We start from the raw sequence: 24,231 nt of genomic DNA on the forward strand, positions 1-24,231 counted from the left end.
TACGGATTTATTCAATCCTCCGTGGAGGAAGATGGAATGAATTCCCATAACAAACTGACGAAAAAAGGAGAATGAAAGATGTTCAAGAAACTTTGGCCAAAAGCTATCGCCGCCTGCCTGCTGGCTGGTGCGCTGAGTATGGGAACAGCGTTTGCTGCCAATACGGATGAAGTGCGTGTAATTCCCTATCCTGCGGGATTGAATACCAATACGGAAGGTGCATCTTCGGCACCAACAGAGATAAATCATGCCGAGTCTCCTTACTTCAAGCACTTGGATATCTATGAAATGAAAACTATTATTGGCCGGCGTATTGTACTGCCGCATTATCCGACCTATCAACAAGCCAGAGAATATACCTGTGGACCGGCAGCGGTCCTTACCGTGCTTTACTGGTATGGTAATAAGGATTATGACGAAATGTCCTTAGCAAAAGCGATGAAAACACAGGGCTATCCTATTGGCACAAGCTTGAAAAATATGGTGAACTTTTTCCAGAATATTGGCTGGAATGTAAAAAGCGGTTTGAACACAGATAAAATCAGCCGCTTTGAAGATTTTAGGATTTTTTTGATGGAACCACTATCACATGGGCGTCCGGTTTTGGTAGAAAATGTGGAGTGGGGTGGTCATTGGCGTGTGATTATCGGCTATGACAATATGGGGACAGAATCGCCTTTGGATGATATGCTCATCTTTGCTGACCCTTATGATACCAGTGACCATTATCAGGATGGCTATACTGTAGGAAATGCCATAAAATTTTTCTCCATGTGGTTTGACCATTCCATGCTCCCCGAAAAAGAACGCTATCAGCCATGGATTATTGCTTATCCGAGTGAAGGGAGAGTATAGTTATGCAAAGAAAGATTTTACCAGTTGGCCTGATAGGTCTGCTGCTGATGGCAGTGCTGATGCTGCCTGTGATACGTGCGGAGGCTGGGCATCTTGAGGATATTTCTGCCAAAGGTGTGATTCGGATTGGTACCACCGGGGATTACATTCCCATGTCATACTTAAACCCGCAAACCGGAGAATACGAAGGAATTGATGCTGAGCTGTCACAGCTTATTGCTGATTCCCTGGGGGTAAAAATCCAGTATGTGCCAACTACATGGCCGACGCTTGCCGCTGATATACAGGCCGGGACATTTGACATTGCCCTTTGCGGCATTTCGCGCAATTATAACCGGGCAAGAACCATGGCTATGTCGGATGCCTATGGGGAAGGACTTTTTGGCAAGACCATACTCTGTCGTGCCAAGGATGCAAAACGGTTCCAAAGCCTGGCAGATATTGACAGACCGGAAGTGCGTGTGATGATAAATCCGGGCGGTACAAATGAAAAGTTTGCCCAGGCAAATCTCAAACACGCGAAGATTATCGTCTATAACGACAATGCGGATATCCCTCGTCAAATTGCAGAGGGGAAGGCAGATATCATGATTACAGAAACTGTAGAGGCTGCTCACTATGTTCGCATGGACAAGCGGCTGGCCGCACCTCTAAAGGATAGTCCATTTACCCGTCATTCCTGTGGCATCCTGATGAAAAAAGGCGATCAGGAATGGCTGAATTACATCAATTTTGTACTGGCAGAACTGAAGATGGACGGCACTCTGGGGAAATTGGAAAAAAAGTATCTGAAATAGAAATAAGCCGCTGACGGACTGTGTGCCCGGTTCAGCGGCTTTTCTATGTCCTTGTGAACCTTTTTGGGGTTCACAAAAGGAATGGCAAGGAATAAGGGCAGGATTTTAGCTGATTTTATAGAATAGTTAAATGCATATCGACAAAAAACGCAATTTAAGTATTTTGCTCCTGGTAACGAATAACATAATAAGGAAATGCTGTTTTCCGTATATAAGAGAAAGAAAATGTGGGTAGTGATCAGAATATGAGAGAGAATGTAATGGGAAATTTGTTTGCAAACTTACAGCGCATCGGCAGGGCGTTGATGCTGCCGATTATGGTACTTCCAGCTGCGGCCCTGTTGCTTCGGTTCGGTGCGCCGGATGTCCTTGATATCCCCTTTGTCACCAGGGCCGGTGGCGCAGTCTTTGATAACCTTGCGCTGATCTTCTCCATCGGTATTGCCGTGGGACTTGCCAAGGACAGCAATGGCGCGGCAGGCCTTGCGGGCTGCATCGGCTATCTCATCCTGACCTCGGCACTCACGGCCCTTGATGCGACTCTTAACATGAGTGTGTTTGCCGGTATCATCAGTGGTATAGAGGGAGGCATTTTATATAACCGCTTTCATACCGTAAAATTGCCGGAGTTTCTGGGAGCCTTTTCCGGCAGCAGGTTCGTCCCTATTGTGACGGCGGGGGTGTCCATCCTGTTGGCGGCGATTTTCGGCGTTATCTGGGGGCCGTGCCAGGAGATTATCCGCGCTGTCGGTGAATGGATAGCCAGTGCGGGAGTGCTTGGCACATTTATCTTCGGCGTATTGAACCGGCTGCTCATTCCCGTAGGGCTTCATCATATCATCGGCAGTTATATTGGGTATATGTTCGGCGAGTACATTAATCCAGTTTCCGGCGTGGTGGTGACGGGGGATATCAATCGCTTCTTTGCCGGAGATCCTACGGCGGGAATGTTCATGGCGGGCTTTTACCCCATGATGATGTTCGGCCTGCCGGCGGTGGCTCTTGCCATATATCATGCCGCCAAGGCGGAAAACCGTCCCAAGATTGGCGGCATGCTCGCCTCAGTGGCCTTCACCTCCTTTTTGACCGGGATTACCGAGCCTATTGAATTTTTGTTTATGTTCGTGGCTCCTTCCCTTTATGTCATACATGCCCTGCTTACCGGCCTGTCCCTGTCGGTCACCTACTCCTTGGGGGTCCTGGATGCAGGGGCTTTTTCACCTGGCTTTATAGACTATGTCCTTAGCTGGGGACTGGCTACTAAACCCTGGCTGATCATTCCCATCGGGCTTGGTGTTGGCGCAGTGTACTATGTGATTTTCAGTTGGATGATTCGCCGCTTTGATATACCTACCGTCGGACGCTATGATGAAGGCATAGAAGCGAGCGTTGCTACTGAAAAGCTCAGTGACTTTCCAGGGCAAATTATTGTCGCGCTCGGAGGTACTGCCAATCTGGCAGAAGTGTCCAACTGCATAACGCGGTTGCGCCTTGTAGTAAGCGACATCGCCAAAGTCGACTATCAGACGCTGAAATCCATACCCGGGGTAAAAGGAGTCATCAGCAAGGGCAAGGCTGTGCAAGTGGTCATTGGCCTGCAGGCAGAGCACGTTGCCGATGAAATCAAGGGGGAAATAAAAAGATGAAAGGTCTTTTGTCAGCAAGGAAAAATTTGATCTGGCTCGGTCTATTTATCTGCCTGCTCTTGAATCTTTTGTGTTTGTCCCCGGCTCAAGCGGCAGAAATCCTTAGGGAAACCATCCCTTTGGCGCGAAATGAAGTGCCGCTGCATTTGGAGCGTTATATAGAGCAGGACGGCAAGACAAAGCGTCCCCTCTTGTTTGTGCACGGCGTGACCTTTTCTTCCCATGAATTTGATGTTGATTACAAGGATTACAGTTTGGCGCGATATTTTGCCAAGCACGGATTTGAGGTTTGGCTGCTGGATATTGCAGGCTTTGGAAATTCTGGCAGCGTCAAGGATGGCTTTATGCCGGATTCGGATTATGCTTCGGAAGATATCGCATCTGCTGTGAGGCTCATATTGGAACGAAATAATCTTGCGTCCCTGGATATTTTGGGTTGGAGCTGGGGAACTGTGACCAGTGGTCGCTTTGCCGCCAAGCATCCGGAGATGGTGCATCGCCTTGTGCTTTATGCGCCTATAGTAGCCGGGCTTGGTGAGCAAGAGGTGAAGGAGCCTTTTAATAAAAATACCTGGGAAGGTGCAGCCTCGGATTTTCAGAGGAAAGCTGACGGAAGCATAGATTTTGACATCGTGGAAAAGCCTGTGGCAAGCACCTATATTGATAATGCCTGGCACTACGATAAGGATACAAGTCCCAATGGTGGAAGACGGGATTTGCTTGTCGGTAGGAGTGCGCGACTTATTCCGACAGAGAGCATAAAAGCTCCTGTGCTGATTATAGTCGGCTCCAAAGATCCGTATGTGTCACCTGATTTATGCGACGAAGCGTATAGGACACTTCCCAATAGAACAGATTCGGAGTTGATAATTTTGGATGGAGCCGCCCATGCAATGTTGATGGAGCGTCCGTATTACAAGCTGTTTCGGGAAAGAGTATTAAATTTTTTGAATAAAGGCTGATGTGCGTTTCTGAAAGCCCAGGGAAAATGTGGAGTGGGGTGGTCATTGGCGCGTGATTATCGGCTATGACAATATGGGGACAGAATCACCTTTGGATGATATGCTCATCTTTGCTGATTCTTATGATACCAGTGACCATTATCAGGATGGCTATACTGTAGGAAATGCCATAAAATTTTTCTCCATGTGGTTTGACCATTCCATGCTTCCCGAAAAAGAACGCTATCAACCATGGATTATTGCTTATCCGAAATAATGCGCTAGGTTAAGTAAGTGGCTGGTAAACGAATTTTAGAACCGGCTAGTGCTGAAAAATATTTGAATGGGGCGGGGATTGGTCAGAACGTAAGGACTACCAAAATCAGGAAGGATTAAGAGAATGAGAATAGGAAAAAATAGGATTTTTGCAAGCGCGGTGGCAGCAGGCCTGTTTGTAGTCAGCAGTCATGGCTATGCAGCCAGTCTGACCCAGGCACCGGAACCTGTGGCAGGTGCCTATGTGGATATGTATCGGCAGTCGGTCCCGAAAGGAACACCAGCTGCCGGTAATCCCGTGGGAAGGATTTTATTGCATTTCCTTGATTATTGGCAGCCAGGAGAAAATGGGCAGCGGGGAAAAGAACTGGCTCCAAAAGTTCTGCAATATGATTTGGCGCGCATACGCTGGTTCAGCAGCCATCGCACAGCGGAACAGGAGCAAGAGGATGTGTATTATGCCCATAATCCAACGGATTCGGTTAGAGTGAAGGGGCTTGGAAGTGATGAAGCGGCTTACCAGGCTGCCGGTGAAAAGGTGGCACATATTGCGCAGCTGGGCGAGTTGATGGCGAAGTTTGACACGGAAGGATTGGCTCGGACGAAGAAGGCTTTCCGTTATCTGCGGCCTTTCCGCCTGGATGATTGCATCCTACTGAATCCGCAATTGGCAGAAAAAGCAAGAGCGCACAAACCGGAAACGGATTTTGGCTTTTCGAGTGGTCATACCTTCCGGGGCTATATGGCGGCTTTGGGCTATGCCTACGTATTTCCTGAACGCTATCAGGCTTTTCTGAAGGTGGCATCGGATATTGGCTTCAGCCGCAACCGGGCGGGGATGCATAACTGTCTGGATGTTATGGGCGGTCGAATGGTAGGGACGGCAACTGCGGCAGCCATGTTCTGTGATCCGGAAAACCGCCAACTGTTACTGGAGGCGCGGACTGAAGGAGATGTGTTTCTGCGGTCACTGGAGAACAAAAATAAAACGGTCGTGACTGATGCGGACGAACGCGCTTATGAGGAGCGTCTGACCTACGGATTCGCACCAGTGGGAGCTGTAAATCAGCCCATGCGGGTGCCGAAAGGCGCCGAGGTTCTGCTTGAGACACGTTTCCCGTATCTTTCAGCGGAGGCGCGGCGGTTAGTGCTGGCAACTACCGGCCTGTCTTCCGGTTACCCGTTGCTCGATGATGAAGAAGGCTGGGGGCGGCTTAACCTTTGGCGGGCAGCCGATGGCTTTGGAGCACTGCCGTCCGATGTTCGGGTTACGATGAGGGCTGAAAATCAGGGTTTTTCTGCGCGCGATTGCTGGCGCAATGATATCCATGGCGAGGGACAGTTGGTCAAAGCCGGTGATGGTGTGCTGGTACTGTCCGGAGCTAATAGCTATACGGGGGGCACCCGGATTGAAGGTGGCTCCATCTGGGCAGAAAACCGTACAGCGCTGGGAACTGGCAAGGCCGAGGTTTCGGCAGGCAAATTATATGAGAACACGGAAGGTCCGTTAGAACTAGCTGGTCTGCATATGGAGAAGAAAAGCGAGTTGGTATTAACTGTCCGTAAGCCGGCAGATATCGTTTGCATAAATGGAGCGGCAAAATTCACCGGTACATTGCTGGTAAAACTCGCAGCTGACTGGAAACCACAGACACAGCCGTTGATTCAATGTAACGATTCGCATAGGGGAGATTTTGTCCAGGTAAGACTGGAAGGCGTACCTGACGGGGTGAAGGTGCGGACGTTATGGCAGGGCAAACAGTTCTTGCTTAAAGTGGATTAAGTTTTTTAGAGGAAAGGAACTTCTGTCGCTTTATGCGTACTGTGGCGAAAGGATGTACATAATGAGAAAACATTGTTTGTGTATGTTGTTTATCATCGTATGTTTCTTGTTAGGTCAGAGTACCTTGGCAATCGGTGCTGCCGTTATTCCCGGGGATGCTCGGTCAGAGGAATATTTGCCACTGCTCGCAGGTAAGCAGGTGGCGTTATTTTGTAACCATACAGCCAAAATCGGCGAAGAACATCTTTTAGATTTGCTCTTGAAGGATGGCCAGCAGGTGACAGCCATTTAGGAGCTGACCATCAATAAAAAAGCAGGATTAAAGTCATAAATAGCGAAATATACCAACAGGTGATTTATATAACAAGTCGTTAAAAGGCAAGGAGGATATTGGCATGCAAAAGAAGATTATGATGGCGGCAACTATTGCAGCTTTGGGCTTTAGCTTTAGCTTTGGTGGTATGGCGCAGGCAGCGGTTAGTCAGGCGCCGCAGACAGCTGTGCAAAAAGCGGTACCCGGCGAGGATTCAAGCGAAGATAAAAAGCTGGCTTCGCAGCGTTTTGTCAGCTCAGAACTCATTCAGTCAAAACTTGACTATCAGATTTGCCTGCCGCGTTGGTACGATTCCGGCAAAAGCTATCCGCTGATTATTGTCATCAATGATGTGAATGGGGAAACCGACGGCAAGGCTTTACTGAAACAGCCGGATGGTGTCAGCGCCTGGGTGGATGAACTGGAAAGGAAGCAGCAGTATGCTATCGTTCTGACGGTTCAATCAACGAAAGACTTTGAGGCGCGTGTCGGTCGTCTTTCCAATACTGAGGGTATGAATATTCTGCGCTCATTGCTGCAGGATGTGCGTCAGAACTATGCGGTCAACAAGAATGCCATTTACGGCATTGGCGAGAATAGAGGTGCCTGGGTAATACAGCTTATTAGCGAAGAACTGCCCGGCTATTTTAAGGCAGCTTATCTCGATGAGAAGACCGCCGACGGGAAGGAAGATAACAAGGCTATTCATGATTGGCTGATGAAGGAAATGGCTGCACAAGCCAAATAAGCAAACAAGCCGCTGAATTAACGGGCTGTATGCCCGGTTCAGCGGCTTTTCTATGTCCTTGTGAACCTTTTGGTTGGGGTTCACAAAAGCAGATATTAAGTTTTATTTGCGAACAAACACATTGCGGCAAATCGCATCGCCCATAGTTTCTTCCCAGATGTAGTTGTTGCTGAATTTACCAGCGCTGCGTGCATCTTCGTCCTCTTCAATGGCTTCGCCGTTCATGATGTAGACAAAGCCATCTTTGGTGTTCGGACGGATGGCCAGCATGGAGAGCAGACCGAAAGCCTCACCGGTGTGTCCCACCAGGTCAATCTCCGTGTCTTTGCAGAAGCGGGCTGTACTTTTGCCGTCTATCTGGTAAATGCCCAAACCGTAGGAGAGAATCGTGCCGCCATAGGTGTTGCCGTTCTTGGTTTTGTCGTTATAAATCCATTCGCGGCCCAGCATGGTCTTAACCGAAGCCGGGGAGAGAATCTGTTTGCCCTTGTAGGTGCCATCGTTGAGCAGCATGGAAAGCGCATGGGAAAGCTCCTCACAGGAAATCCGCAGGCCGCCTGCCGGGGAAAATACCGTAGCATTGGTGCCGGGAACATAATCTTTCAGGCTGTAGGTATCCTGGAAGTTTTCGGCATAAGGATTCTGCAGGGCAACAGTATCTTTGGGCGGCTGCCCCTGTGGATATCCATCCTGTGTAGCGCGCCATGGTCCTTTTTCATTCCAGACGCCGGCGCTATCTTTTTTCTGGTAAACTGCGCCGAGTTTCTTAAATTCCTTCTGGCTGAAATTGCTGGGCAGATAGTCCGCTTTTATATCCAGCTGTTTTAAGATATGGTTCTTTTGATACTGGTCAAAGCGTTCGCCTGTAACTTTTTCGATAATGGTTCCTAAAAGGCCGTAATTGAGATTACTGTAGGCAAAGTATTTGCCCGGTTCCTGGCCAGCAGGTGCAAAGTGCGCGCCATCTTCGTAGAACTTGCCATCTTTGCGGAAGAATTCTTGCAGCCCCATCTGTGGCGGAATGCTATAAATCTTGCCATCACGCAGGGAGGATTGGTGAGAGGCCAGCATTCTCACGGTAATGGGCGTATTCGGATAATGGGGATTTCTGAGCGTGAATCCCAAATATTTGCTCACATCGTCATCCAGGTTGAGTTTTCCCTGTTCGACCAACTGCATAATCGTGAACACGGTAAACATTTTGGAAACGGAAGCTACGCGAAAACGGCTTTCGCGGGTAAAGGGGTGATTTTTTTGTGGATTCTGGCTGTCGATAATAGCTGAACCTTGAAAGCTGCTGTAAATTTCTTTGCCATCCTTAAAGGCGATTACCCCTAGCCCTGGCACTTTCGTGCCGGTATCCCCAACCATTTGGGCAAGCTCGTTGTCCAAATCGGCCTTGCTTTCCTTACTCATAGCCAGACAGCTACTCATGAGCAGGCAGAACATCGCCAGTATAATCGCGGTGATTCTTTTCTTCATCCAATTCAACTCCTTTTACGATTTTCATGCAAATGGCCTTGGGCCTTGACAATACCACAAAGGTGTTATTCGTTCTGAACAGCGCCTTTTCCTGCTATTCCTTGCAAATGACCGTGCTTATTTCGCAGGGAATAGCAGGAAAATATTAACGGATTAGCGAATTTTTTGATAATCAATTATAACGAACTTGCAACAAGCTGTCTGTACTGGAAAAATAATCTGCAATAAGCTATAATATATATTGTTTGTAATTCTATTTTAGGAGGCAGAACAATGGCGACATTTAAGTTTGCGCATAACAATTTCAATGTGCTGGATTTGGAGCGCAGCATGAAGTTTTATGAAGAAGCTCTGGGGCTCAAAGAGGTACGCCGTATTAATGGTGAAGGCTTTAAGATTGTCTTTCTGGGGGACGAACTGGGCAGCGAACATCAGTTGGAACTGACCTGGCTGGCAGACCGCAAGGAGCCTTACAATCTCGGCGACAATGAATTCCATCTGGCGCTGAGGACGGATGATTATGAAGCGGCGCATGCCAAGCATGAGCAGATGGGCTGCATCTGTTATGAGAATACGGCCATGGGCATCTACTTCATCGTAGACCCGGATGGCTACTGGGTGGAAATCCTGCCGCCAGTGGTAGAAGAAAAATACTAAATAAATTTTAACAGACCTGTGAGAGTGACGCACTCTTGCAGGTTTTTTTCGTTTATCATCCTATTCGTTATTTATTTCACAATATAAAGAAAATTTTATGCAATTTCTTGAAGGAGATTTGAATCATATGACGAATTAGTAGAATCAAGGAGGGTGAATAGCGATGAATATTTTGGTTTGTATCAAGCAAGTTCCAGGTTCTAACAAAGTTGAAGTAGACCCGGTTACGGGGGTGCTCAAGCGTAATGGGGCGGACGCCAAGATGAATCCGTATGACCTTTATGCTTTGGAAACGGGCCTGCGGCTCAAGGAGCAGTATGGCGGCACCTTAAATGTGCTGACCATGGGGCCGCCGCCGGCGAAAAAGATTCTCTATGAAGCTTTTGCTATGGGGGCCGATAAGGGTGCTCTGATTACGGACAGAAAGTTTGGCGGTGCCGATGTGCTTTCCACCAGCTATACCTTGTCCCAGGGAATCAAGCGCTTTGGGAACTTTGACTTGATTATCTGCGGTTTGCAGACCACGGATGGAGACACGGCTCAGGTGGGGCCGGAGGTTTCCGAGCAGCTGGGCATTCCCTGTGTCTGCAATGTGAAACAGGTAGAAGGTGTCGAAGACAATGCCATTGTGGTGAATATGGAAATGTCTGAGGATGTGGAACGGCTGAAAGTGTCCTTCCCCTGCCTGCTTACCGTACAAAAAGATATTTGCGAACCGCGTTTGCCATCCTATAAAAAATCCAAGGAAACTGCCACGCGGGAAATTGAAACCTATACATTGAGCGATATGGAAGATACCGACGAGCACCATTATGGCTTGAATGGCTCGCCTACGCAGGTACAGCGTATTTTTCCGCCAGAGTCCCACAAATCCCGGGAAACCTGGGAGGGGTCTGGTGAGGAACAGGCTGGCCGCATCTACAGTATGCTCAAGAGCAAGAAGTTTATTGCATGATTCGTTTCCTAAGCGCGAGGAGGTTTCATAATGGGTAAATTAGTTGTTCATCAGGATAAGATAACGGATATCAAGGCCCTAATGGCGATTTGTCCCTTCGGTGCCATGACAGAAAAGAATGGCACAGTTGAAATATCAGCCGCCTGCCGCCTTTGCAAACTCTGCGTGAAAAAAGGCAATGGTGCCATGGAATTTGTGGAAGATGAGCCAAAAGCACAGATTGACAAGAGTAAATGGCAGGGGATTGCCGTTTATATCGACCACGTGGAAGGCCATATTCATCCTGTTTCCTTTGAGTTATTGGGCAAGGCCCGCGAACTTGCCGACAAGATTCATCAGCAGGTTTATGCTCTGTTTATGGGGCATGATATTAGCGGCGCAGCCAAAGAACTGCGTCACTATGGCGCAGATAAGATTTTTGTCTGCGATAAGAAGAGTCTGGGCGGGTTTAATATTGAAGCCTATACCAAGGTGTTTGAACATTTCATCAAGCAGGTGAAACCGGCAGCAATTCTCGTGGGGGCAACGCCTGTAGGCCGTCAGCTGGCACCGCGTGTAGCTGCCCGCTTCCATACAGGACTTACCGCTGACTGCACGGTGTTGGATATCCATGAGAATACGGACTTAGTGCAGATTCGCCCGGCCTTTGGCGGCAACATCATGGCGGAGATTCTGACGCCCAATACCCGTCCGCAGATGGCTACGGTGCGTTATAAGATTATGGATGCTCCCCAGCGCAGCAAAGAGGCCAAGGGCACCATTGAACAGCTCGCGGTACCAGAAAACGAACTGGCCTCCCGCATTACAGTGCTCGGCATCACGAAAAAGCCCAGGGAAAAGAGCATTGAACATGCAGATGTGCTGGTGGTCGCTGGCCGCGGTATCAAGAAAAAAGAGGATTTGGAGCTGGTCTATCAGCTGGCGGAAGCCTTGGGCGGCGACTATGCCTGCACGCGTCCGCTTATTGAAGCGGGCTGGATGGACCCGCGGCGGCAGATTGGTTTGTCCGGCCGTACGGTAAGACCGAAGCTCATCATTACCTGCGGTGTTTCCGGTGCCATTCAGTTCGTAGCCGGCATGGAACACAGCGATGAGATTTTTGCCATTAATTCGGACCCCAAGGCCGCCATCTTCAAGGTAGCCAATTATGCCGTTGTAGGGGATTTGTACGAGATTATACCGCAGTTGCTTGCCCGGATTCAGCAGGGGAGGAAAATCGCATGATGGAATACAATCAGATTACAGAAAAAGACTTAGCAGAAATTGTCACCTTTATGGACAGGGAACGGCTGTTGTTCGGCAAAGAAATCAATGAGGAATACAGCCATGACGAACTGGCCAGCGTGCGTACCTATCCGACGTTGGTAGCCCGCGTGACCTCCACGGAGGAAGTTTCCAAACTCATGGCTTATGCCAATACGCATCATATTGCAGTAACCCCGCGCGGAGCTGGCACGGGCCTTGTAGGTGCCTCTGTGGCAGTCGAGCAGGGCATCATGATTGATACCACGCTGATGAATCACATTCTGGAACTGGATGATAAAAATCTGACCCTGACGGTGGAGCCGGGTGTTCTTCTGATGGAACTCAAAAGCTATGTGGAAGAACAGGGCTTTTACTATCCGCCTGACCCGGGCGAAAAGTCGGCGACCATCGGCGGTAATATCAGCACGAATGCGGGCGGCATGACAGCCGTAAAATACGGCGTAACCCGCGATTATGTACGCGCGCTCGAAGTGGTGCTGGCAGACGGCACCATCATGCAGCTCGGCGGCAAAGTAGTGAAGAATAGTTCTGGCTACGATTTGAAGGATATGATTATCGGCTCGGAAGGCACGTTGGCTTTTGTGACCAAGGCCGTGCTGAAGCTTCTGCCCCTGCCCAAGAAGAATGTTACCCTGCTGGTTCCGTTTCCCACATTGGAACAGGCTATTGGTACTGTGCCGCTGATCATTCAGGCAAAATCCGTGCCCACGGCCATTGAGTTTATGGAGCGCGAGGTTATCTTGGACGCGGAAGAATATCTGGGCCGCAAGTTCCCGGACAATCAGGCAGACGCCTATCTGCTGCTGAAATTTGACGGCAATACCATGGAAGAAATCGCTTCCTACTATGATGAAACGGCGCAGATTTGTCTGGACCAAGGCGCCATTGACATTCTGATTGCCGATACAGAGGAACGCAGCCTGCCGGTTTGGAAGACGCGAGGTGCATTCCTCGAAGCGATTAAATCCTCCACCAGCATGATGGATGAAGTGGATGTGGTGGTGCCTCGCAGTCGGGTCAATGAATTCGTGGAATTTGTCCATGAGCTGCGCAAGGAAATCGGTATTCGCATCAAATCCTTCGGCCATGCCGGAGACGGTAATCTGCATGTTTACATTCTGAAGGATGACCTGCCGGATAAGAAATGGGAAAAACTTTTGAGCATTGCCATGGAGCGCATGTATGCCAAAGCCCATGAACTGCAGGGGCAGGTTTCCGGTGAACACGGTATTGGCCTGGTAAAACGTCCCTATCTGCAGGAATCCCTGCCGGAAACCAGTCTTGTGCTGATGCGGGGCATTAAGAAGGCCTTTGACCCCAATAATATTTTGAATCCCCATAAGGTTTGCCAAGCATAAACCCCTATATTGGGCTTGACCGGTCAATTTTTTGACTGGTCAAGCTCTTTTTTATTGACGCTGCCCGGCCTGCGTGCTATAATTTCTATAGAACAAATGAACAGTTATTCATATGTTATTAAATTGACAGGTCAGATTGACAAGTCAAATTTGACTTGTCAGCGGGGAGGCGCTTTATGAACAAGAAACAGAAGAAAAATCTCCTGCGCATTATTGTAGCAGCGGTGTTGTTGGTGGTGCTAGCTTATGCGCCGCTGACGGGAGGGCCGCGCTTTGTGGCCTATCTGCTTCCGTATCTGATTGTAGGCTATGACATTCTGCTGAAGGCGGGCAAGGGCATCAAAAACCGCAAGGCCTTTGACGAATGTCTGCTGATGGCCATTGCTACATTAGGTGCCATGGCTTTGGCTATCTATGAGGACGGAGATTATACCGAGGCCATCGCCGTTATGCTCTTTTATCAGGTGGGCGAGTGGTTCCAGTCCTATGCAGTTGGCCGCAGCCGCCGGGACATCAGCGCGCTGATGGATATTCGCCCCGACTACGCCAATCTGGAAGGGGAAGACGGTCAGCTCGAAAGAGTTGACCCGGACGAAGTGGAAATCGGTGCAATTATCGTGGTGAAGCCCGGTGAGAAAATTCCCCTCGACGGCGTAGTGGTGGAAGGTGTGTCCAGTCTGAACACGGTGGCACTTACCGGGGAATCCCTGCCGCGGGACATCAAGGCAGGGGACGAAGTGCTCTCGGGCTGTATCAACATCAACGGCCTTTTGAAAATCAAAACGACCAAGGAATTTGACGAGTCAACGGCCTCGAAGATTTTGGAGATGGTGGAAGATGCCAGCTCCCGCAAGTCCAAGTCGGAAAACTTTATCGCCAAATTCGCCCGTGTCTATACGCCGATTGTGGTCTATGCGGCCATCGCTTTGGCTCTGTTACCGCCGCTGGTGCGCCTGCTCTTTATGGGACTGACTCCTGAATGGGGCACCTGGGTGTACCGCGCGTTGGTTTTCCTCGTTATCAGCTGTCCCTGCGCGTTGGTGGTCAGCATTCCGCTATCTTTCTTTGCGGGCATTGGCGGTGCCAGCCGTCAGGGCGTCCTCGTGAAGGGCTCGAATTACCTTGAGACTTTGGCCGAAGTGGATACGGTGGTCTTTGATAAGACTGGTACGCTGACCAAAGGTGTCTTTGAGGTCAGCGCTATCCATACGGATAAACTGGACGCAGAACAGCTGCTGCATTTGGCGGCTCATGTGGAGCGTTATTCCACCCATCCCATTGCAGAATCCCTGCGGGCGGCTTTCGGGCACGAAGCCGATGGCTGCAGTGTGGAGCAGGTGGAGGAGATTCCCGGTCAGGGTATCCGCGCTATGGTCAATGGCCGTCAGGTTCATGTGGGCAATGAAAAACTTATGGAAACTATCGGTGCCTCGTGGCATGAATGCAGCCATGGGTTGCCGGGGACGACCATTCATGTGGCGCTGGACGGTGAGTACGCCGGTCATATTATCATTGCTGACGTGCTGAAGGAACATGCCAAGGAAGCCATCACGGCCTTAAAGAAAAATGGCATCCGACAGACGGTGATGCTCACCGGGGATGCCATGAAGGTCGCGGACAAAGTGGCCGCTGATTTGCAGTTGGATACGGTTTACAGCCAGCTGTTGCCGCAGGATAAGGTAGCCAAGGTAGAAGAACTGTTGGCTGCGCAAAAGACCGGCAAACTGGCCTTTGTGGGAGATGGCATCAATGATGCGCCTGTGCTCTCGCGGGCTGATGTGGGCATTGCCATGGGTGCTATGGGCTCTGATGCTGCCATTGAAGCAGCTGATATCGTGCTCATGGATGATGACCCGCTGAAGATTTCCATTGCCCAGCGTATTGCCCGTAAGACCCTGCGGATTGTAAAACAGAATATCTATTTTTCCATTGGTATCAAGGTGCTCGTGATGATTGGCGGCGCACTAGGCTTTGCCAATATGTGGGCGGCCATCTTCGCCGATGTGGGCGTAATGGTGCTGGCGGTGCTCAACGCCGTGCGGGCTATGTTCGTGTCCCGCTGATTAAGCATTGCTGAGGCCGAGCTTATCCAGCATGGCCAAATCTTCTTTGATGGTGGTGCCGGAAGTCGTCAGCATATTGCCGGTGATGGAAGCAGAAGCACCCTGCGTGAAGGCTGCGGCGCCGTTTTCCGGCAGCAGTTTTCGTCCGGCGGCCAGACGGATATTGGCTTCGGGATTGATGAAGCGGAAGATGGCAATGGTGCGCATAATTTCCTCTGGCGTAAGGCGGGGCTGGTTTTCCAGCCCCGTTCCTTTTATGGGCATCAGGGCGTTGATGGGGATGGAGGTGATATGAAGCTCCGCCAAACTTATGGCCATATCCAGACGGTCCTCCCAGGTTTCGCCCATGCCGATAATGCCGCCGGAGCAGACGCAGAGTCCTTCTTCCTGCGCGATTTTGATGGTCTTGATTCTGTCCTCGTAGGTATGACTCGTGCAGATTTGCGGGAAATAGCGGCGGGAGGTTTCGATATTATGATGGTAGCTCGTGACACCTGCGGCCCGCAGACGGCGGAACTGCTCCCGGCTGATGATGCCATGGGAAGCGCAGAGGTCAATGGTCAGGGTGTCCCGCATCTTTTCGTAGGTGGCAATGGCCTGGTCGAATTCTGCGCCGCCCAGCGCCCGTCCGGAGGTGACGATGGCAAAGCGGTTGACACCGGCTTCCTGATTGGCCCGGGCGTTGGCGATAATTTCTTCCTGCGGCAGGAAGGGATATTCGTCAATGCCTGTATGATGGCAGGCGGCTTGCGCGCAGTATTTGCAGTTTTCGCTGCACCGCCCGCTGCGCCCGTTGATGATGGTGCAGAGGTCAACATGCTGGCCGCAGAAATGCTTTTGCAGCCGTCCGGCTTCGGCGGAAAGTTCCTCTAAGGGCGTGTCAAAGAACAGGGAAAAGTCATCTCCCCGCTGCAGGCGGAATCCTGCCATGATTTTGTCGGCTAGGGCGTGAATTTTGCTGGTCATATTATCAAAACTCCTTCGTTTTATGTTAACTGCTTACTAAAATAAAGATAACCATAAGAAAAAGTTTTGTCAACAATAAATAGAATTAAAGTTGACTTAAGCGCGAAAAAATGACAAAACTCTTGCCAGTTTATGAAATGCAGGGTATAATAAAACTAACAAATGAACACATACTCATATATAGAGAAAGAGGGATTGATTTATGAAGAAAACCTATAAAATCGAAGTGGACTGTGCCAACTGTGCGAACCTGATGGAAGAAGCCGCTAAGAATACCCCGGGTGTAGCAGATGCCACGGTAAACTTCATGGCCCTCAAGATGAAGGTGGAGTTTGAAGATGGCGCAGAAGTCAGCGAGGTAATGGAAAATGTGCTGGCTAACTGCAAAAAAGTAGAAGACGACTGCGAGATTTTCTTCTAAGGACAAAACTTTACAATAGAGTGTATATTTCTTGACATAAAGCCTCTGAAATGGTAACTTCTTGTATAAGAGTGTTAGCAAAGGAGGCTTTTTGTGTGAAGTTTTTTCCTGAATATACGGACATCGAGAATTTGACCGGTCAATTTGACATTGCACCGGTAAGCTGCGAGATACTGGCGGATTTCATCACGCCCATGGAGGCCCTACGGATATTGAAGAACACCAGCGAGCACTGCTATCTGCTGGAGTCGGCCCAGGCCAGTGACAAGTGGGGGCGTTATACGTTTTTGGGCTTTGAGCCCCGCATGGAAATCACCTGTCTTAATGGGGAGTTTAAGGCAGGCGGGCGAACTGTTGCGGGGGCTGACCCGGCTGTGGAAATCCGTAAGGTTTTGTCAGGTTATCGCAGTCCACGCTTTGCAGGGCTGCCACCCTTTACCGGCGGACTCGTGGGTTATTTTGCCTATGACTTTATCGGCTACAGCGAGCCTAAGGCTAAAGTGGAAGTGGAAGATACGGAAAACTTCCGGGACGTTGACCTCATGCTCTTTGATAAGGTCATTGCCTTTGACCATGTGCGGCAAAAAATCGTGCTGATGGTGAATATGAAGCTGGCCGATGGTGAGGCTGGTTATCAAAAAGCCACTGCAGAGCTTAGCCGCATGGTGAAACTTTTGCGCACTGGCGAAAAGAAGGTGGATGAGGACGGCAAATTGCTGGGAGAAGTCGCTCCCCTGTTTGCAAAGGACGAATTTTGCGCCATGGTCGAGAAGGCCAAGCACCATATCCACGAGGGGGACATCTTCCAGATTGTGCTGTCCAATCGTTTGTCAGCACCCTTTCAGGGCAGTCTCCTAAATACCTATCGCGTTCTGCGCACCATCAATCCGTCCCCCTATATGTTCTACTTCTCGGGGCTGGATGTGGAAGTGGCCGGCGCTTCGCCAGAGACGTTGGTGAAATTGGAGGATGGTATTCTCCATACCTTTCCATTGGCCGGCACCCGTCCCCGCGGCAGGACAGCGGCGGAGGACAGGGCCTTGGAGCAGGAACTGTTGGCGGACGAAAAGGAACTGGCCGAACACAATATGCTGGTGGATTTGGGCCGCAATGATTTGGGCAAAATCAGCGAGTTTGGTTCCGTGGAGGTGGAAAAGCTGCATTCCATTGAGCGCTTTTCCCATGTGATGCATATTGGCTCCACGGTGCGGGGGAAAATCCGTGCCGATAAAGATGCGTTGGATGCCATTGCCGCGGTACTGCCTGCAGGTACCCTTTCTGGGGCACCGAAAATCCGCGCCTGTCAGTTGATTGGAGAACTGGAGGGCAACAAGCGGGGCATTTATGGCGGGGCCATCGGCTATATCGACTTTACCGGCAATATGGATACCTGCATTGCCATCCGCATTGCCTACAAGAAGAACGGTCAGGTATTCGTGCGCAGTGGTGCCGGTATCGTGGCGGACTCCAATCCCGAGAAGGAATATCAGGAATGTATCAACAAGGCCAAGGCCGTGGTGCGCTCTCTGGAATATGCGGAGGATGATGACTTATGATTTTGCTGGTGGATAATTACGACAGCTTTTCCTACAATTTGTATCAGCTTATCGGCAGCATTGAGCCGGATATCCGCGTCATCCGCAATGATGAAATGACGGTGGCAGAGATTGAGGCTCTGCAGCCCGACCGCATTATCCTGTCTCCGGGGCCGGGCCGGCCCGAGGATGCAGGCAATATCATGGAGATTGCGGCCGTTTTGGGCAAAAAGATTCCGACCCTGGGGGTATGTCTGGGCCATCAGGCCATCTGCGCCGCGTTTGGCGGCGTGGTTACCTATGCCAAGGAACTCATGCACGGCAAACAGTCGGCCATTCAGTTCCGCGACTACTGTCCGCTTTTTCAGAACTGCCCGCCCCATATGCTCGTGGCCCGCTATCACTCCTTAGCGGCAGAGGCAGACACCCTGCCGGAATGTCTGGAGGTTACAGCGCAGACCGCTGATGGTGAGGTTATGGCGGTACAGCATCGGGATTATCCCATCTACGGTGTACAGTTCCATCCCGAGTCGATTATGACGCCGGAGGGCAGAACCATGCTGCAGAATTTTATCGCTCTTTCCTGAGTAAATTATCGCTAATATTGCTAAATTTCGCCAAAATCGTTATAATAGAGAGGAAACAATAGTTTTCCAAAGTAAACCAGGAGGCGATACTTATGAGCACTATTCTTTCCTACAAGGGGAAAACGCCTGTCATTGGCAAAGATGTATTCATGGCTCCTTCCGCTACGGTTGTTGGCGATGTGGAAATCGGCGAAGGCAGCAGAATATGGTTTAACGCTGTAGTACGCGGTGATTTTCAGAAGCTGACCATTGGCAAGAACTGTGATATTCAGGATAACAGCACCCTGCATGTGATGTTGGACGAACCGACGGAGATAGGAGATAATGTCATTATAGGCCACAATGCCGTAGTGCACGCCAGGAAAATCGGCAGCAATTGTCTTATTGGTATGGGCTCTATTATCTTAGGACATACAGAAATTGGCGATAATGTGGTTATTGGTGCTGGTACCAAACTGACGCAGCATAAAAAGATTCCGTCCAATTCCTTAGTTTATGGCAATCCGGCAGAGATTATCCGTGCTTTGCGTGAAGATGAAATAGAGGCATTGAAGGCCTCTGGGGAAAACTATCAGAAGGTCGCAGCCATCTATCAGGAAGAATTAGACAAAATAAAAGATAAATAAGCAAGGAGACATAGCAAATTATGGAAAAAACTTTGGTACTGATTAAGCCGGACGCCTTTGCCCTGCATTACAGCGGCGATATCATCAAGCGTTACGAGCAGGAGGGCTTCCGCATTGTGGCCATGAAGCTCTTGAAGATGGATGAGCGTCTGGCTTCCATCCATTATGCCGAGCATATCGGCCGTCCGTATTACGGGGATTTGGTGGGCTTTATGACGTCTGCGCCGCTGATTGCGTTAGTGCTTGAAGGGGAAAATGCCATTGCCCGCATCCGTGAGCTTCACGGCAAGACCAATCCGGCAGAAGCAGCTGACGGCACCATCCGTAAGCTCTATGCCACCAATGGCCGCCGTAATGCCGTACATGCTTCGGACAGCCCGGAAAGCGCCGCGCGGGAAATTCACATTTTCTTCAATGAAACGGAAATTCTCGATGGCGAGTACCATGTAATGGAATAATTTTACACTGGCCCCCATACGGGGGCCATTTTATTTGCTTAAATGCGCATTTCCGTTTGAAATTCCCCCGCCAGTTGTGGTATTATGGACAGTGACGGAATAAAGGGGGAGTGGGATTTTGCTGGTACTCACGCGGAAAGCAAATGAAGAAATCATGATTGGCGATCATATCGTAGTCAATATCGTCAAAGTCAGCGGAGGTAAAATCAAACTCGGCATCACCGCACCGCCGGAAATTTCCATAAAGCGGGAAGAAGACCCGCAGAAATTTGACGAGCGCGCTAAGAGGCGTGCAGCAGGGGAACCCCAGCATGGCGAGGCCATGAAGGTGGGCGGACAGAATTATAACAAGCAGGCGGTCAAAGCCGCTTTAATATGAGGAGGAATTTTTCTTTATGAAGAGCGCAAAACCTATTTATACGATTGGTCATCGTAATCCGGATACGGATTCTATTTGTTCGGCAATTGGCTACGCGCATTTGAAGCAGGCCATGGGTGAAAATGTCGTTCCGGCCCGGGCTGGCAAGGTCAATGCAGAAACCAAATATGCGTTGGAGCATTTCAAGGTAGAAAAACCGGTACTGCTGACTGATTTGTATCCCCGGGTAAAGGATGTTATGCTGGACAGCAAGATTGTGGTACGCCAGCATGATACCCTGCGCCGTCTGGGTGAGGTTATGCGTGAGCATGATTTGCGCTCTGTACCCGTTACGGACAGCAAGGGTGTAATGGTCGGCATTGTGACGGTTTCCGATTTGGCAAAGCGCTATTTCCAGGAACTGGGCATGCAGAACCTGGCCGATATGCGCGTTCGCTATCGTGATGTAATCGCCGCTACCGACAGCAAGGTGCTCGTATCCGGCGAAGAAGGCGACTTCATCAAGGGCAACGTGCGCATTGCCGCAGGTTCCATCAGCATGATTAAAAACATCATCAACGAAAATGACGTGGTGCTCGTAGGCGACCGCCACGACGAAACCCTTATCGATATCGTTAATCAGGGTATTTCCTGCCTCGTGGTTACGGGCAGCGGCCGCGTATCGGCTGATGTTATCGAAGCTGCGGAAGCCAAGGGCATGTTCGTACTGTCCACGCCGTATGACACTTATACGGTTGCTCGCCTGATTAATCAGTGCGTGCCCATCCGCCGCATCATGCACGAAAATCCGGTATGCTTCAAGCCGCTCGATATGCTTTCCGATATCAAGGGTACCATGGACGAAACCAACTACCGTAACTATCCGGTTGTAGAAAACGGCAAACTCGTTGGCGTTGTCAGCCGTGATAACCTGATGGTTCCGGAACGCGAACAGGTCATCCTCGTTGACCATAACGAACGCGGTCAGGCTGTAGAAGGTATCGAAGAAGCCAAGATTGTGGAAATCGTTGACCATCACCGTCTGGGCGGTATTCAGACCAGCGAACCGATTTTCACCCATGCGGAACCGGTTGGCTGCACGGCAACCATCGTGGCTAACATGCACTGGCAGAAGGATATCGATATCCCGGCATCCATTGCTGGCCTCCTGCTTTCTGCCATCATTTCCGATACGGTGCTCTTTAAGTCCCCGACTTGCACGGAATACGATAAGAAGACGGCACAGCGTCTGGCTGAAATTGCTGGCGTTGACATCAATGAATACGGCATGGAAATGCTCAAGGCCGGTTCTGGCATTGGCGATATGACGCCGTCGGAAATTGCCAAGAATGACCTCAAGGAATTCCAGATTGGCGATTACCGCATTATCGTCAGCCAGATTTCCGTAATGGACACCAAGGAAGTTATGGAACTCGAACCGCAGCTTATCGATGCTATGCAGAAAATCTGCGACCATGACGGCTTTGACATGAGCCTTGTCATGGTTACGGATATCCTCGAAGAAGCAACGTATCTGCTCTTCACGGGCTCGCCCAAGACGCTTATTGGCGAAGCCTTCAAGAAGGATGCCAGCGGCACCCATGTATATCTGCCCGGCGTCATGAGTCGCAAGAAGCAGATTATCCCGCCTCTTTCCGAAGCGGTTAAATGCATCAGCAAATAATTGTTGTGTGATTTTAAATCATAAAAGCACCGCCCCTAACTTTTGTTGGGGCGGGCTTTCTGTCTTAAATGTCAAATGTCAATTGTCAAAAGTCAATTGTCAAATGTCAGATGTGAGTGAATGAGAGTATTTTGGAGGTTATTTTGGATATATTTGCAGGTTTGAATCCCGCCCAGAAAGAGGCAGTGGAGCATACGGACGGACCTTTGCTTATTATGGCTGGCGCCGGTTCCGGTAAGACCAAGGTGCTGACGTGCAAGGTGGCCAATCTCTTGGCCAAAGGCGTTGCCCCCTGGAGCATTCTGGCCATCACCTTTACCAACAAGGCGGCTACGGAAATGCGGGAACGTGTTGACCGTATGATAGGCGAGGGCGCCAAGGACGTATGGCTCTCGACCTTCCATTCTTTCTGTGCCAAATTCCTGCGGCGGGAAGTGGAAGCTACGGGGATGTACAAGCGCAACTTTGTCATCTACGACAGCAGCGACAGCCAGGTGGTCATCAAGGAATGCCTCAAAGAGTTGAATCTTGCCCCCAAGCAGTATGCGCCTAGCTCCATCCAGAATGCCATTTCCAATGCCAAAAACCAGCTGATGGGCCCCAAGGCAGTAGCAAGAGATGCGGATAATTTCTTCCAGCAGAAGGTGGCAGAAGTCTATGCCCTTTATGCCAAGAAATTGCGCACGAATAATGCCATGGACTTTGACGATTTGCTGATGGTATCGGTGCTGCTGCTCGAAGAGCATGAGGAAATCCGCGTCAAGTACCAGAACCGCTTCAAGTACATTCTGGTGGATGAGTATCAGGATACCAACGGCGCGCAGTACCAGCTGACCAAAATTCTCGCGGCCAAACATCATAATCTCTGCGTCGTGGGTGACGCGGACCAGTCCATCTACGGCTGGCGCGGTGCGGATATCCGCAACATCATGGACTTTGAGGAAGACTATCCCGAAGCCCGCACCATCAAGTTGGAGCAGAACTACCGTTCGACCAAGAACATTCTGGCGGCAGCCAATGCGGTGATTGAAAACAACATCAACCGCAAGAAGAAGGAACTTTGGACGGAAAATGCCACGGGCGAAAAGCTCACCATCTACGAAGCAAGAGATGAGCGTGACGAAGCGGAATTTATCGCTACAACCGTGATGAAGCAGAAGACCATCTTCAATGCTTCCTATGGCGATATGGCCGTGCTTTACCGCACCAATGCCCAGTCCCGCGTAGTCGAAGAAACCTTTATGCGCCGCGGTATTCCCTATACCATGGTCGGCGGCCTCAAGTTCTACGACCGCAAGGAAATCAAGGATATTCTGGCCTATCTGCGGGTTATCTACAATCCGCTGGACACCGTGAGCCTGCTGCGCATCATCAATGTGCCGAAGCGTGGACTCGGTGCTACCACTATTGCCAAGCTGGCAGACTTTGCCGAAAACAACGGCCTGACGCTCTTTGATGTGATTTCCAGCGAGGAAACCTTGAGCCAGATTCCGGGCATTACGGCCAGAGTCAAGAAGCCTTTGGAACTTTTCTCCACCTTTATCTTCCAGTTTATGGGCTATCAGTCCAATATGCGCATTGATGACCTGATTGAAAAGGTGCTCGAAGAGTCCGGTTACCTGCGCGAATTGCAGGAGGAAAAGAAGCCGGAGAACGAAAGCCGCATCGAAAACCTCAAGGAATTCGTGGGTGTGGCCAGAGACTTCCAGAAGACGGAAGAAAATCCCACGCTGGAAAACTTCCTGTCTACATTGTCCCTTGTGTCCGATATCGACAATGCAGAGCTTGAAGACGACCGCATTACGTTGATGACCCTGCATTCGGCCAAAGGCTTGGAGTTCCCCACGGTGTTTATGGTGGGCATGGAGGAAGGCCTCTTCCCGCACTCCCGCACGCTGATGGATGAAAATGAAATCGAAGAGGAGCGCCGCACCTGCTACGTGGGTATTACCCGCGCCCAGCGCAAGCTCTATCTGACCTGTGCCCAGCAGCGCACAATCTATGGCAAGACCAGCATGTCCACGCCTTCCCGTTTCTTAGGGGAAATCCCTGAGGAATACACGGAACGGCTCGTGCCCCGCGTTAATGCCTATGGCTTTGCTAATGCCAACCATTACGGTGCCCAGCAGCGCAGCGGCACCATGACGTTCCGCCCGTCGGCGAATCAGATGGGCAGCGGGGCAAACTTCTCCGATAAGGCGAAGTCGGCGCTCGAAGTCATGAATGCCATGCAGAAACGCGGCGTTAATGTCCAGCCCAAGACCGGCGTAATCCGTCCCGATACCACTGTTGAGTGGAAAGTCGGTGATAAAGCCCAGCATGGCAAATGGGGCGTTGGTACCGTTGTGTCCGTTAAGGGCGAAGGGGAAGAAGTCGAGCTCAAGATTGCGTTCCCGGGACAGGGCGTCAAGGGCTTGATGCAGAAGTATGCGCCGATTAGTAAGGTATAAGAAGGT

Annotated in this window: 23 protein-coding genes; 21 read left to right on the forward strand and 2 right to left on the reverse strand. The window is 50.3% G+C overall.

Annotated features, from left to right (window positions below; all coding sequences use genetic code 11):
* The first annotated feature begins 78 nt into the window (after positions 1-78).
* The 8 genes from P157_RS0107540 to P157_RS0107575 all read left to right on the forward strand — a co-directional run bounded on the left by P157_RS0107540 (position 79) and on the right by P157_RS0107575 (position 7,359).
* The gene (locus P157_RS0107540) at positions 79-855 is read left to right on the forward strand and encodes a C39 family peptidase (protein ID WP_072000145.1); all 777 of its coding nucleotides are present in this window, start codon (positions 79-81) and stop codon (positions 853-855) included.
* Between the two features lie 2 nt (positions 856-857).
* Positions 858-1,652 carry a transporter substrate-binding domain-containing protein gene (locus tag P157_RS0107545; protein WP_026760456.1) on the forward strand — a complete coding sequence of 265 codons (795 nt, stop codon included), beginning with the start codon at positions 858-860 and terminating at the stop codon, positions 1,650-1,652.
* A gap of 260 nt (positions 1,653-1,912) precedes the next feature.
* Positions 1,913-3,298, forward strand: a complete 1,386-nt coding sequence (locus tag P157_RS0107550) for a PTS transporter subunit EIIC (RefSeq protein WP_026760457.1) — start codon at positions 1,913-1,915, stop codon at positions 3,296-3,298.
* A complete protein-coding gene (locus tag P157_RS0107555) occupies positions 3,295-4,260 on the forward strand; it encodes an alpha/beta fold hydrolase (RefSeq protein WP_026760458.1) in 966 nt (321 codons plus the stop codon). Before P157_RS0107550 ends, P157_RS0107555 begins: the two co-directional genes overlap by 4 nt.
* 28 nt (positions 4,261-4,288) lie before the next feature.
* Positions 4,289-4,516 (forward strand): hypothetical protein, encoded by a 228-nt coding sequence (locus tag P157_RS0107560; protein WP_196243106.1) that lies wholly within the window; start codon positions 4,289-4,291, stop codon positions 4,514-4,516.
* 123 nt (positions 4,517-4,639) lie between these two features.
* A complete protein-coding gene (locus P157_RS14885; protein ID WP_051598543.1) occupies positions 4,640-6,298 on the forward strand; it encodes a phosphatase PAP2 family protein in 1,659 nt (552 codons plus the stop codon).
* Between the two features lie 61 nt (positions 6,299-6,359).
* The gene (locus P157_RS0107570; RefSeq protein WP_196243107.1) at positions 6,360-6,590 is read left to right on the forward strand and encodes a hypothetical protein; all 231 of its coding nucleotides are present in this window, start codon (positions 6,360-6,362) and stop codon (positions 6,588-6,590) included.
* A 103-nt stretch (positions 6,591-6,693) separates the two neighbouring features.
* On the forward strand, positions 6,694-7,359 hold the full coding sequence (locus P157_RS0107575; protein ID WP_026760461.1) for a hypothetical protein: 666 nt from the start codon (positions 6,694-6,696) through the stop codon (positions 7,357-7,359).
* 102 nt (positions 7,360-7,461) lie between these two features.
* Here P157_RS0107575 and P157_RS0107580 read toward each other — a convergent pair whose 3' ends face one another.
* Positions 7,462-8,841, reverse strand: a complete 1,380-nt coding sequence (locus tag P157_RS0107580) for a serine hydrolase domain-containing protein (RefSeq protein WP_026760462.1) — start codon at positions 8,839-8,841, stop codon at positions 7,462-7,464.
* Positions 8,842-9,114: 273 nt separating this feature from the next.
* Between P157_RS0107580 and P157_RS0107585 the strand changes: the two genes are divergently transcribed.
* The 5 genes from P157_RS0107585 (at position 9,115) to P157_RS0107605 (ending at position 15,140) form a co-directional block, all read left to right on the forward strand.
* Positions 9,115-9,498, forward strand: coding sequence for a VOC family protein (locus P157_RS0107585; protein ID WP_026760463.1), 384 nt, complete (start codon positions 9,115-9,117; stop codon positions 9,496-9,498).
* 163 nt (positions 9,499-9,661) lie between these two features.
* Positions 9,662-10,453: an electron transfer flavoprotein subunit beta/FixA family protein gene (locus tag P157_RS0107590; protein WP_026760464.1), complete on the forward strand. Its 792-nt coding sequence runs from the start codon at positions 9,662-9,664 to the stop codon at positions 10,451-10,453.
* 30 nt (positions 10,454-10,483) lie between these two features.
* On the forward strand, positions 10,484-11,677 hold the full coding sequence (locus P157_RS0107595) for an electron transfer flavoprotein subunit alpha/FixB family protein (RefSeq protein WP_026760465.1): 1,194 nt from the start codon (positions 10,484-10,486) through the stop codon (positions 11,675-11,677).
* Positions 11,674-13,077, forward strand: coding sequence for an FAD-binding oxidoreductase (locus P157_RS0107600; protein WP_037368217.1), 1,404 nt, complete (start codon positions 11,674-11,676; stop codon positions 13,075-13,077). The genes P157_RS0107595 and P157_RS0107600 overlap by 4 nt, the downstream gene beginning before the upstream one ends.
* Positions 13,078-13,253: 176 nt before the next feature.
* The gene (locus P157_RS0107605) at positions 13,254-15,140 is read left to right on the forward strand and encodes a heavy metal translocating P-type ATPase (RefSeq protein WP_026760467.1); all 1,887 of its coding nucleotides are present in this window, start codon (positions 13,254-13,256) and stop codon (positions 15,138-15,140) included.
* On the opposite strand, the gene bioB is transcribed toward P157_RS0107605, so the two are convergent.
* The gene (bioB, locus tag P157_RS0107610; RefSeq protein WP_026760468.1) at positions 15,141-16,106 is read right to left on the reverse strand and encodes a biotin synthase BioB; all 966 of its coding nucleotides are present in this window, start codon (positions 16,104-16,106) and stop codon (positions 15,141-15,143) included.
* A 202-nt stretch (positions 16,107-16,308) separates the two neighbouring features.
* Between bioB and P157_RS0107615 the strand changes: the two genes are divergently transcribed.
* The 8 genes from P157_RS0107615 (at position 16,309) to pcrA (ending at position 24,225) form a co-directional block, all read left to right on the forward strand.
* The gene (locus P157_RS0107615; RefSeq protein ID WP_026760469.1) at positions 16,309-16,527 is read left to right on the forward strand and encodes a cation transporter; all 219 of its coding nucleotides are present in this window, start codon (positions 16,309-16,311) and stop codon (positions 16,525-16,527) included.
* A gap of 95 nt (positions 16,528-16,622) precedes the next feature.
* Positions 16,623-18,083, forward strand: coding sequence for an anthranilate synthase component I (gene trpE, locus P157_RS0107620; protein ID WP_026760470.1), 1,461 nt, complete (start codon positions 16,623-16,625; stop codon positions 18,081-18,083).
* A complete protein-coding gene (locus P157_RS0107625; protein WP_026760471.1) occupies positions 18,080-18,649 on the forward strand; it encodes an anthranilate synthase component II in 570 nt (189 codons plus the stop codon). The genes trpE and P157_RS0107625 overlap by 4 nt, the downstream gene beginning before the upstream one ends.
* A 92-nt stretch (positions 18,650-18,741) precedes the next feature.
* The gene (locus tag P157_RS0107630) at positions 18,742-19,275 is read left to right on the forward strand and encodes a gamma carbonic anhydrase family protein (RefSeq protein ID WP_026760472.1); all 534 of its coding nucleotides are present in this window, start codon (positions 18,742-18,744) and stop codon (positions 19,273-19,275) included.
* 20 nt (positions 19,276-19,295) lie between these two features.
* Positions 19,296-19,733, forward strand: a complete 438-nt coding sequence (ndk, locus tag P157_RS0107635) for a nucleoside-diphosphate kinase (RefSeq protein ID WP_026760473.1) — start codon at positions 19,296-19,298, stop codon at positions 19,731-19,733.
* A gap of 118 nt (positions 19,734-19,851) precedes the next feature.
* A complete protein-coding gene (locus P157_RS14125; protein WP_051598544.1) occupies positions 19,852-20,112 on the forward strand; it encodes a carbon storage regulator in 261 nt (86 codons plus the stop codon).
* Positions 20,113-20,128: 16 nt separating this feature from the next.
* Positions 20,129-21,775 (forward strand): putative manganese-dependent inorganic diphosphatase, encoded by a 1,647-nt coding sequence (locus tag P157_RS0107645; RefSeq protein WP_026760474.1) that lies wholly within the window; start codon positions 20,129-20,131, stop codon positions 21,773-21,775.
* Positions 21,776-21,918: 143 nt separating this feature from the next.
* The gene (gene pcrA / locus P157_RS0107650) at positions 21,919-24,225 is read left to right on the forward strand and encodes a DNA helicase PcrA (protein WP_026760475.1); all 2,307 of its coding nucleotides are present in this window, start codon (positions 21,919-21,921) and stop codon (positions 24,223-24,225) included.
* The last annotated feature ends 6 nt before the right edge of the window (positions 24,226-24,231 follow it).

It is taken from the genome of Selenomonas ruminantium AC2024 (genome assembly GCF_000687995.1).
In the GTDB taxonomy this organism is placed as follows: Bacteria; Bacillota; Negativicutes; order Selenomonadales; family Selenomonadaceae; genus Selenomonas_A; species Selenomonas_A ruminantium_B.

Excerpts from the sequence above, each read along its gene's own strand:
- bioB (WP_026760468.1), bottom strand. The coding sequence starts at position 16,106 with ATGACCAGCAAAATTCACGCCCTAGCCGACAAAATCATGGCAGGATTC.
- P157_RS0107605 (WP_026760467.1), top strand. The coding sequence starts at position 13,254 with ATGAACAAGAAACAGAAGAAAAATCTCCTGCGCATTATTGTAGCAGCG.
- P157_RS0107570 (WP_196243107.1), top strand. The coding sequence starts at position 6,360 with ATGAGAAAACATTGTTTGTGTATGTTGTTTATCATCGTATGTTTCTTG.
- P157_RS0107625 (WP_026760471.1), top strand. The coding sequence starts at position 18,080 with ATGATTTTGCTGGTGGATAATTACGACAGCTTTTCCTACAATTTGTAT.
- P157_RS0107590 (WP_026760464.1), top strand. The coding sequence starts at position 9,662 with ATGAATATTTTGGTTTGTATCAAGCAAGTTCCAGGTTCTAACAAAGTT.
- P157_RS0107580 (WP_026760462.1), bottom strand. The coding sequence starts at position 8,841 with ATGAAGAAAAGAATCACCGCGATTATACTGGCGATGTTCTGCCTGCTC.
- P157_RS14885 (WP_051598543.1), top strand. The coding sequence starts at position 4,640 with ATGAGAATAGGAAAAAATAGGATTTTTGCAAGCGCGGTGGCAGCAGGC.
- P157_RS0107545 (WP_026760456.1), top strand. The coding sequence starts at position 858 with ATGCAAAGAAAGATTTTACCAGTTGGCCTGATAGGTCTGCTGCTGATG.
- P157_RS0107595 (WP_026760465.1), top strand. The coding sequence starts at position 10,484 with ATGGGTAAATTAGTTGTTCATCAGGATAAGATAACGGATATCAAGGCC.
- P157_RS0107540 (WP_072000145.1), top strand. The coding sequence starts at position 79 with ATGTTCAAGAAACTTTGGCCAAAAGCTATCGCCGCCTGCCTGCTGGCT.
- P157_RS0107615 (WP_026760469.1), top strand. The coding sequence starts at position 16,309 with ATGAAGAAAACCTATAAAATCGAAGTGGACTGTGCCAACTGTGCGAAC.
- P157_RS0107630 (WP_026760472.1), top strand. The coding sequence starts at position 18,742 with ATGAGCACTATTCTTTCCTACAAGGGGAAAACGCCTGTCATTGGCAAA.
- P157_RS0107575 (WP_026760461.1), top strand. The coding sequence starts at position 6,694 with ATGCAAAAGAAGATTATGATGGCGGCAACTATTGCAGCTTTGGGCTTT.
- ndk (WP_026760473.1), top strand. The coding sequence starts at position 19,296 with ATGGAAAAAACTTTGGTACTGATTAAGCCGGACGCCTTTGCCCTGCAT.
- P157_RS0107550 (WP_026760457.1), top strand. The coding sequence starts at position 1,913 with ATGGGAAATTTGTTTGCAAACTTACAGCGCATCGGCAGGGCGTTGATG.
- P157_RS0107585 (WP_026760463.1), top strand. The coding sequence starts at position 9,115 with ATGGCGACATTTAAGTTTGCGCATAACAATTTCAATGTGCTGGATTTG.
- P157_RS0107555 (WP_026760458.1), top strand. The coding sequence starts at position 3,295 with ATGAAAGGTCTTTTGTCAGCAAGGAAAAATTTGATCTGGCTCGGTCTA.
- P157_RS0107600 (WP_037368217.1), top strand. The coding sequence starts at position 11,674 with ATGATGGAATACAATCAGATTACAGAAAAAGACTTAGCAGAAATTGTC.
- P157_RS0107645 (WP_026760474.1), top strand. The coding sequence starts at position 20,129 with ATGAAGAGCGCAAAACCTATTTATACGATTGGTCATCGTAATCCGGAT.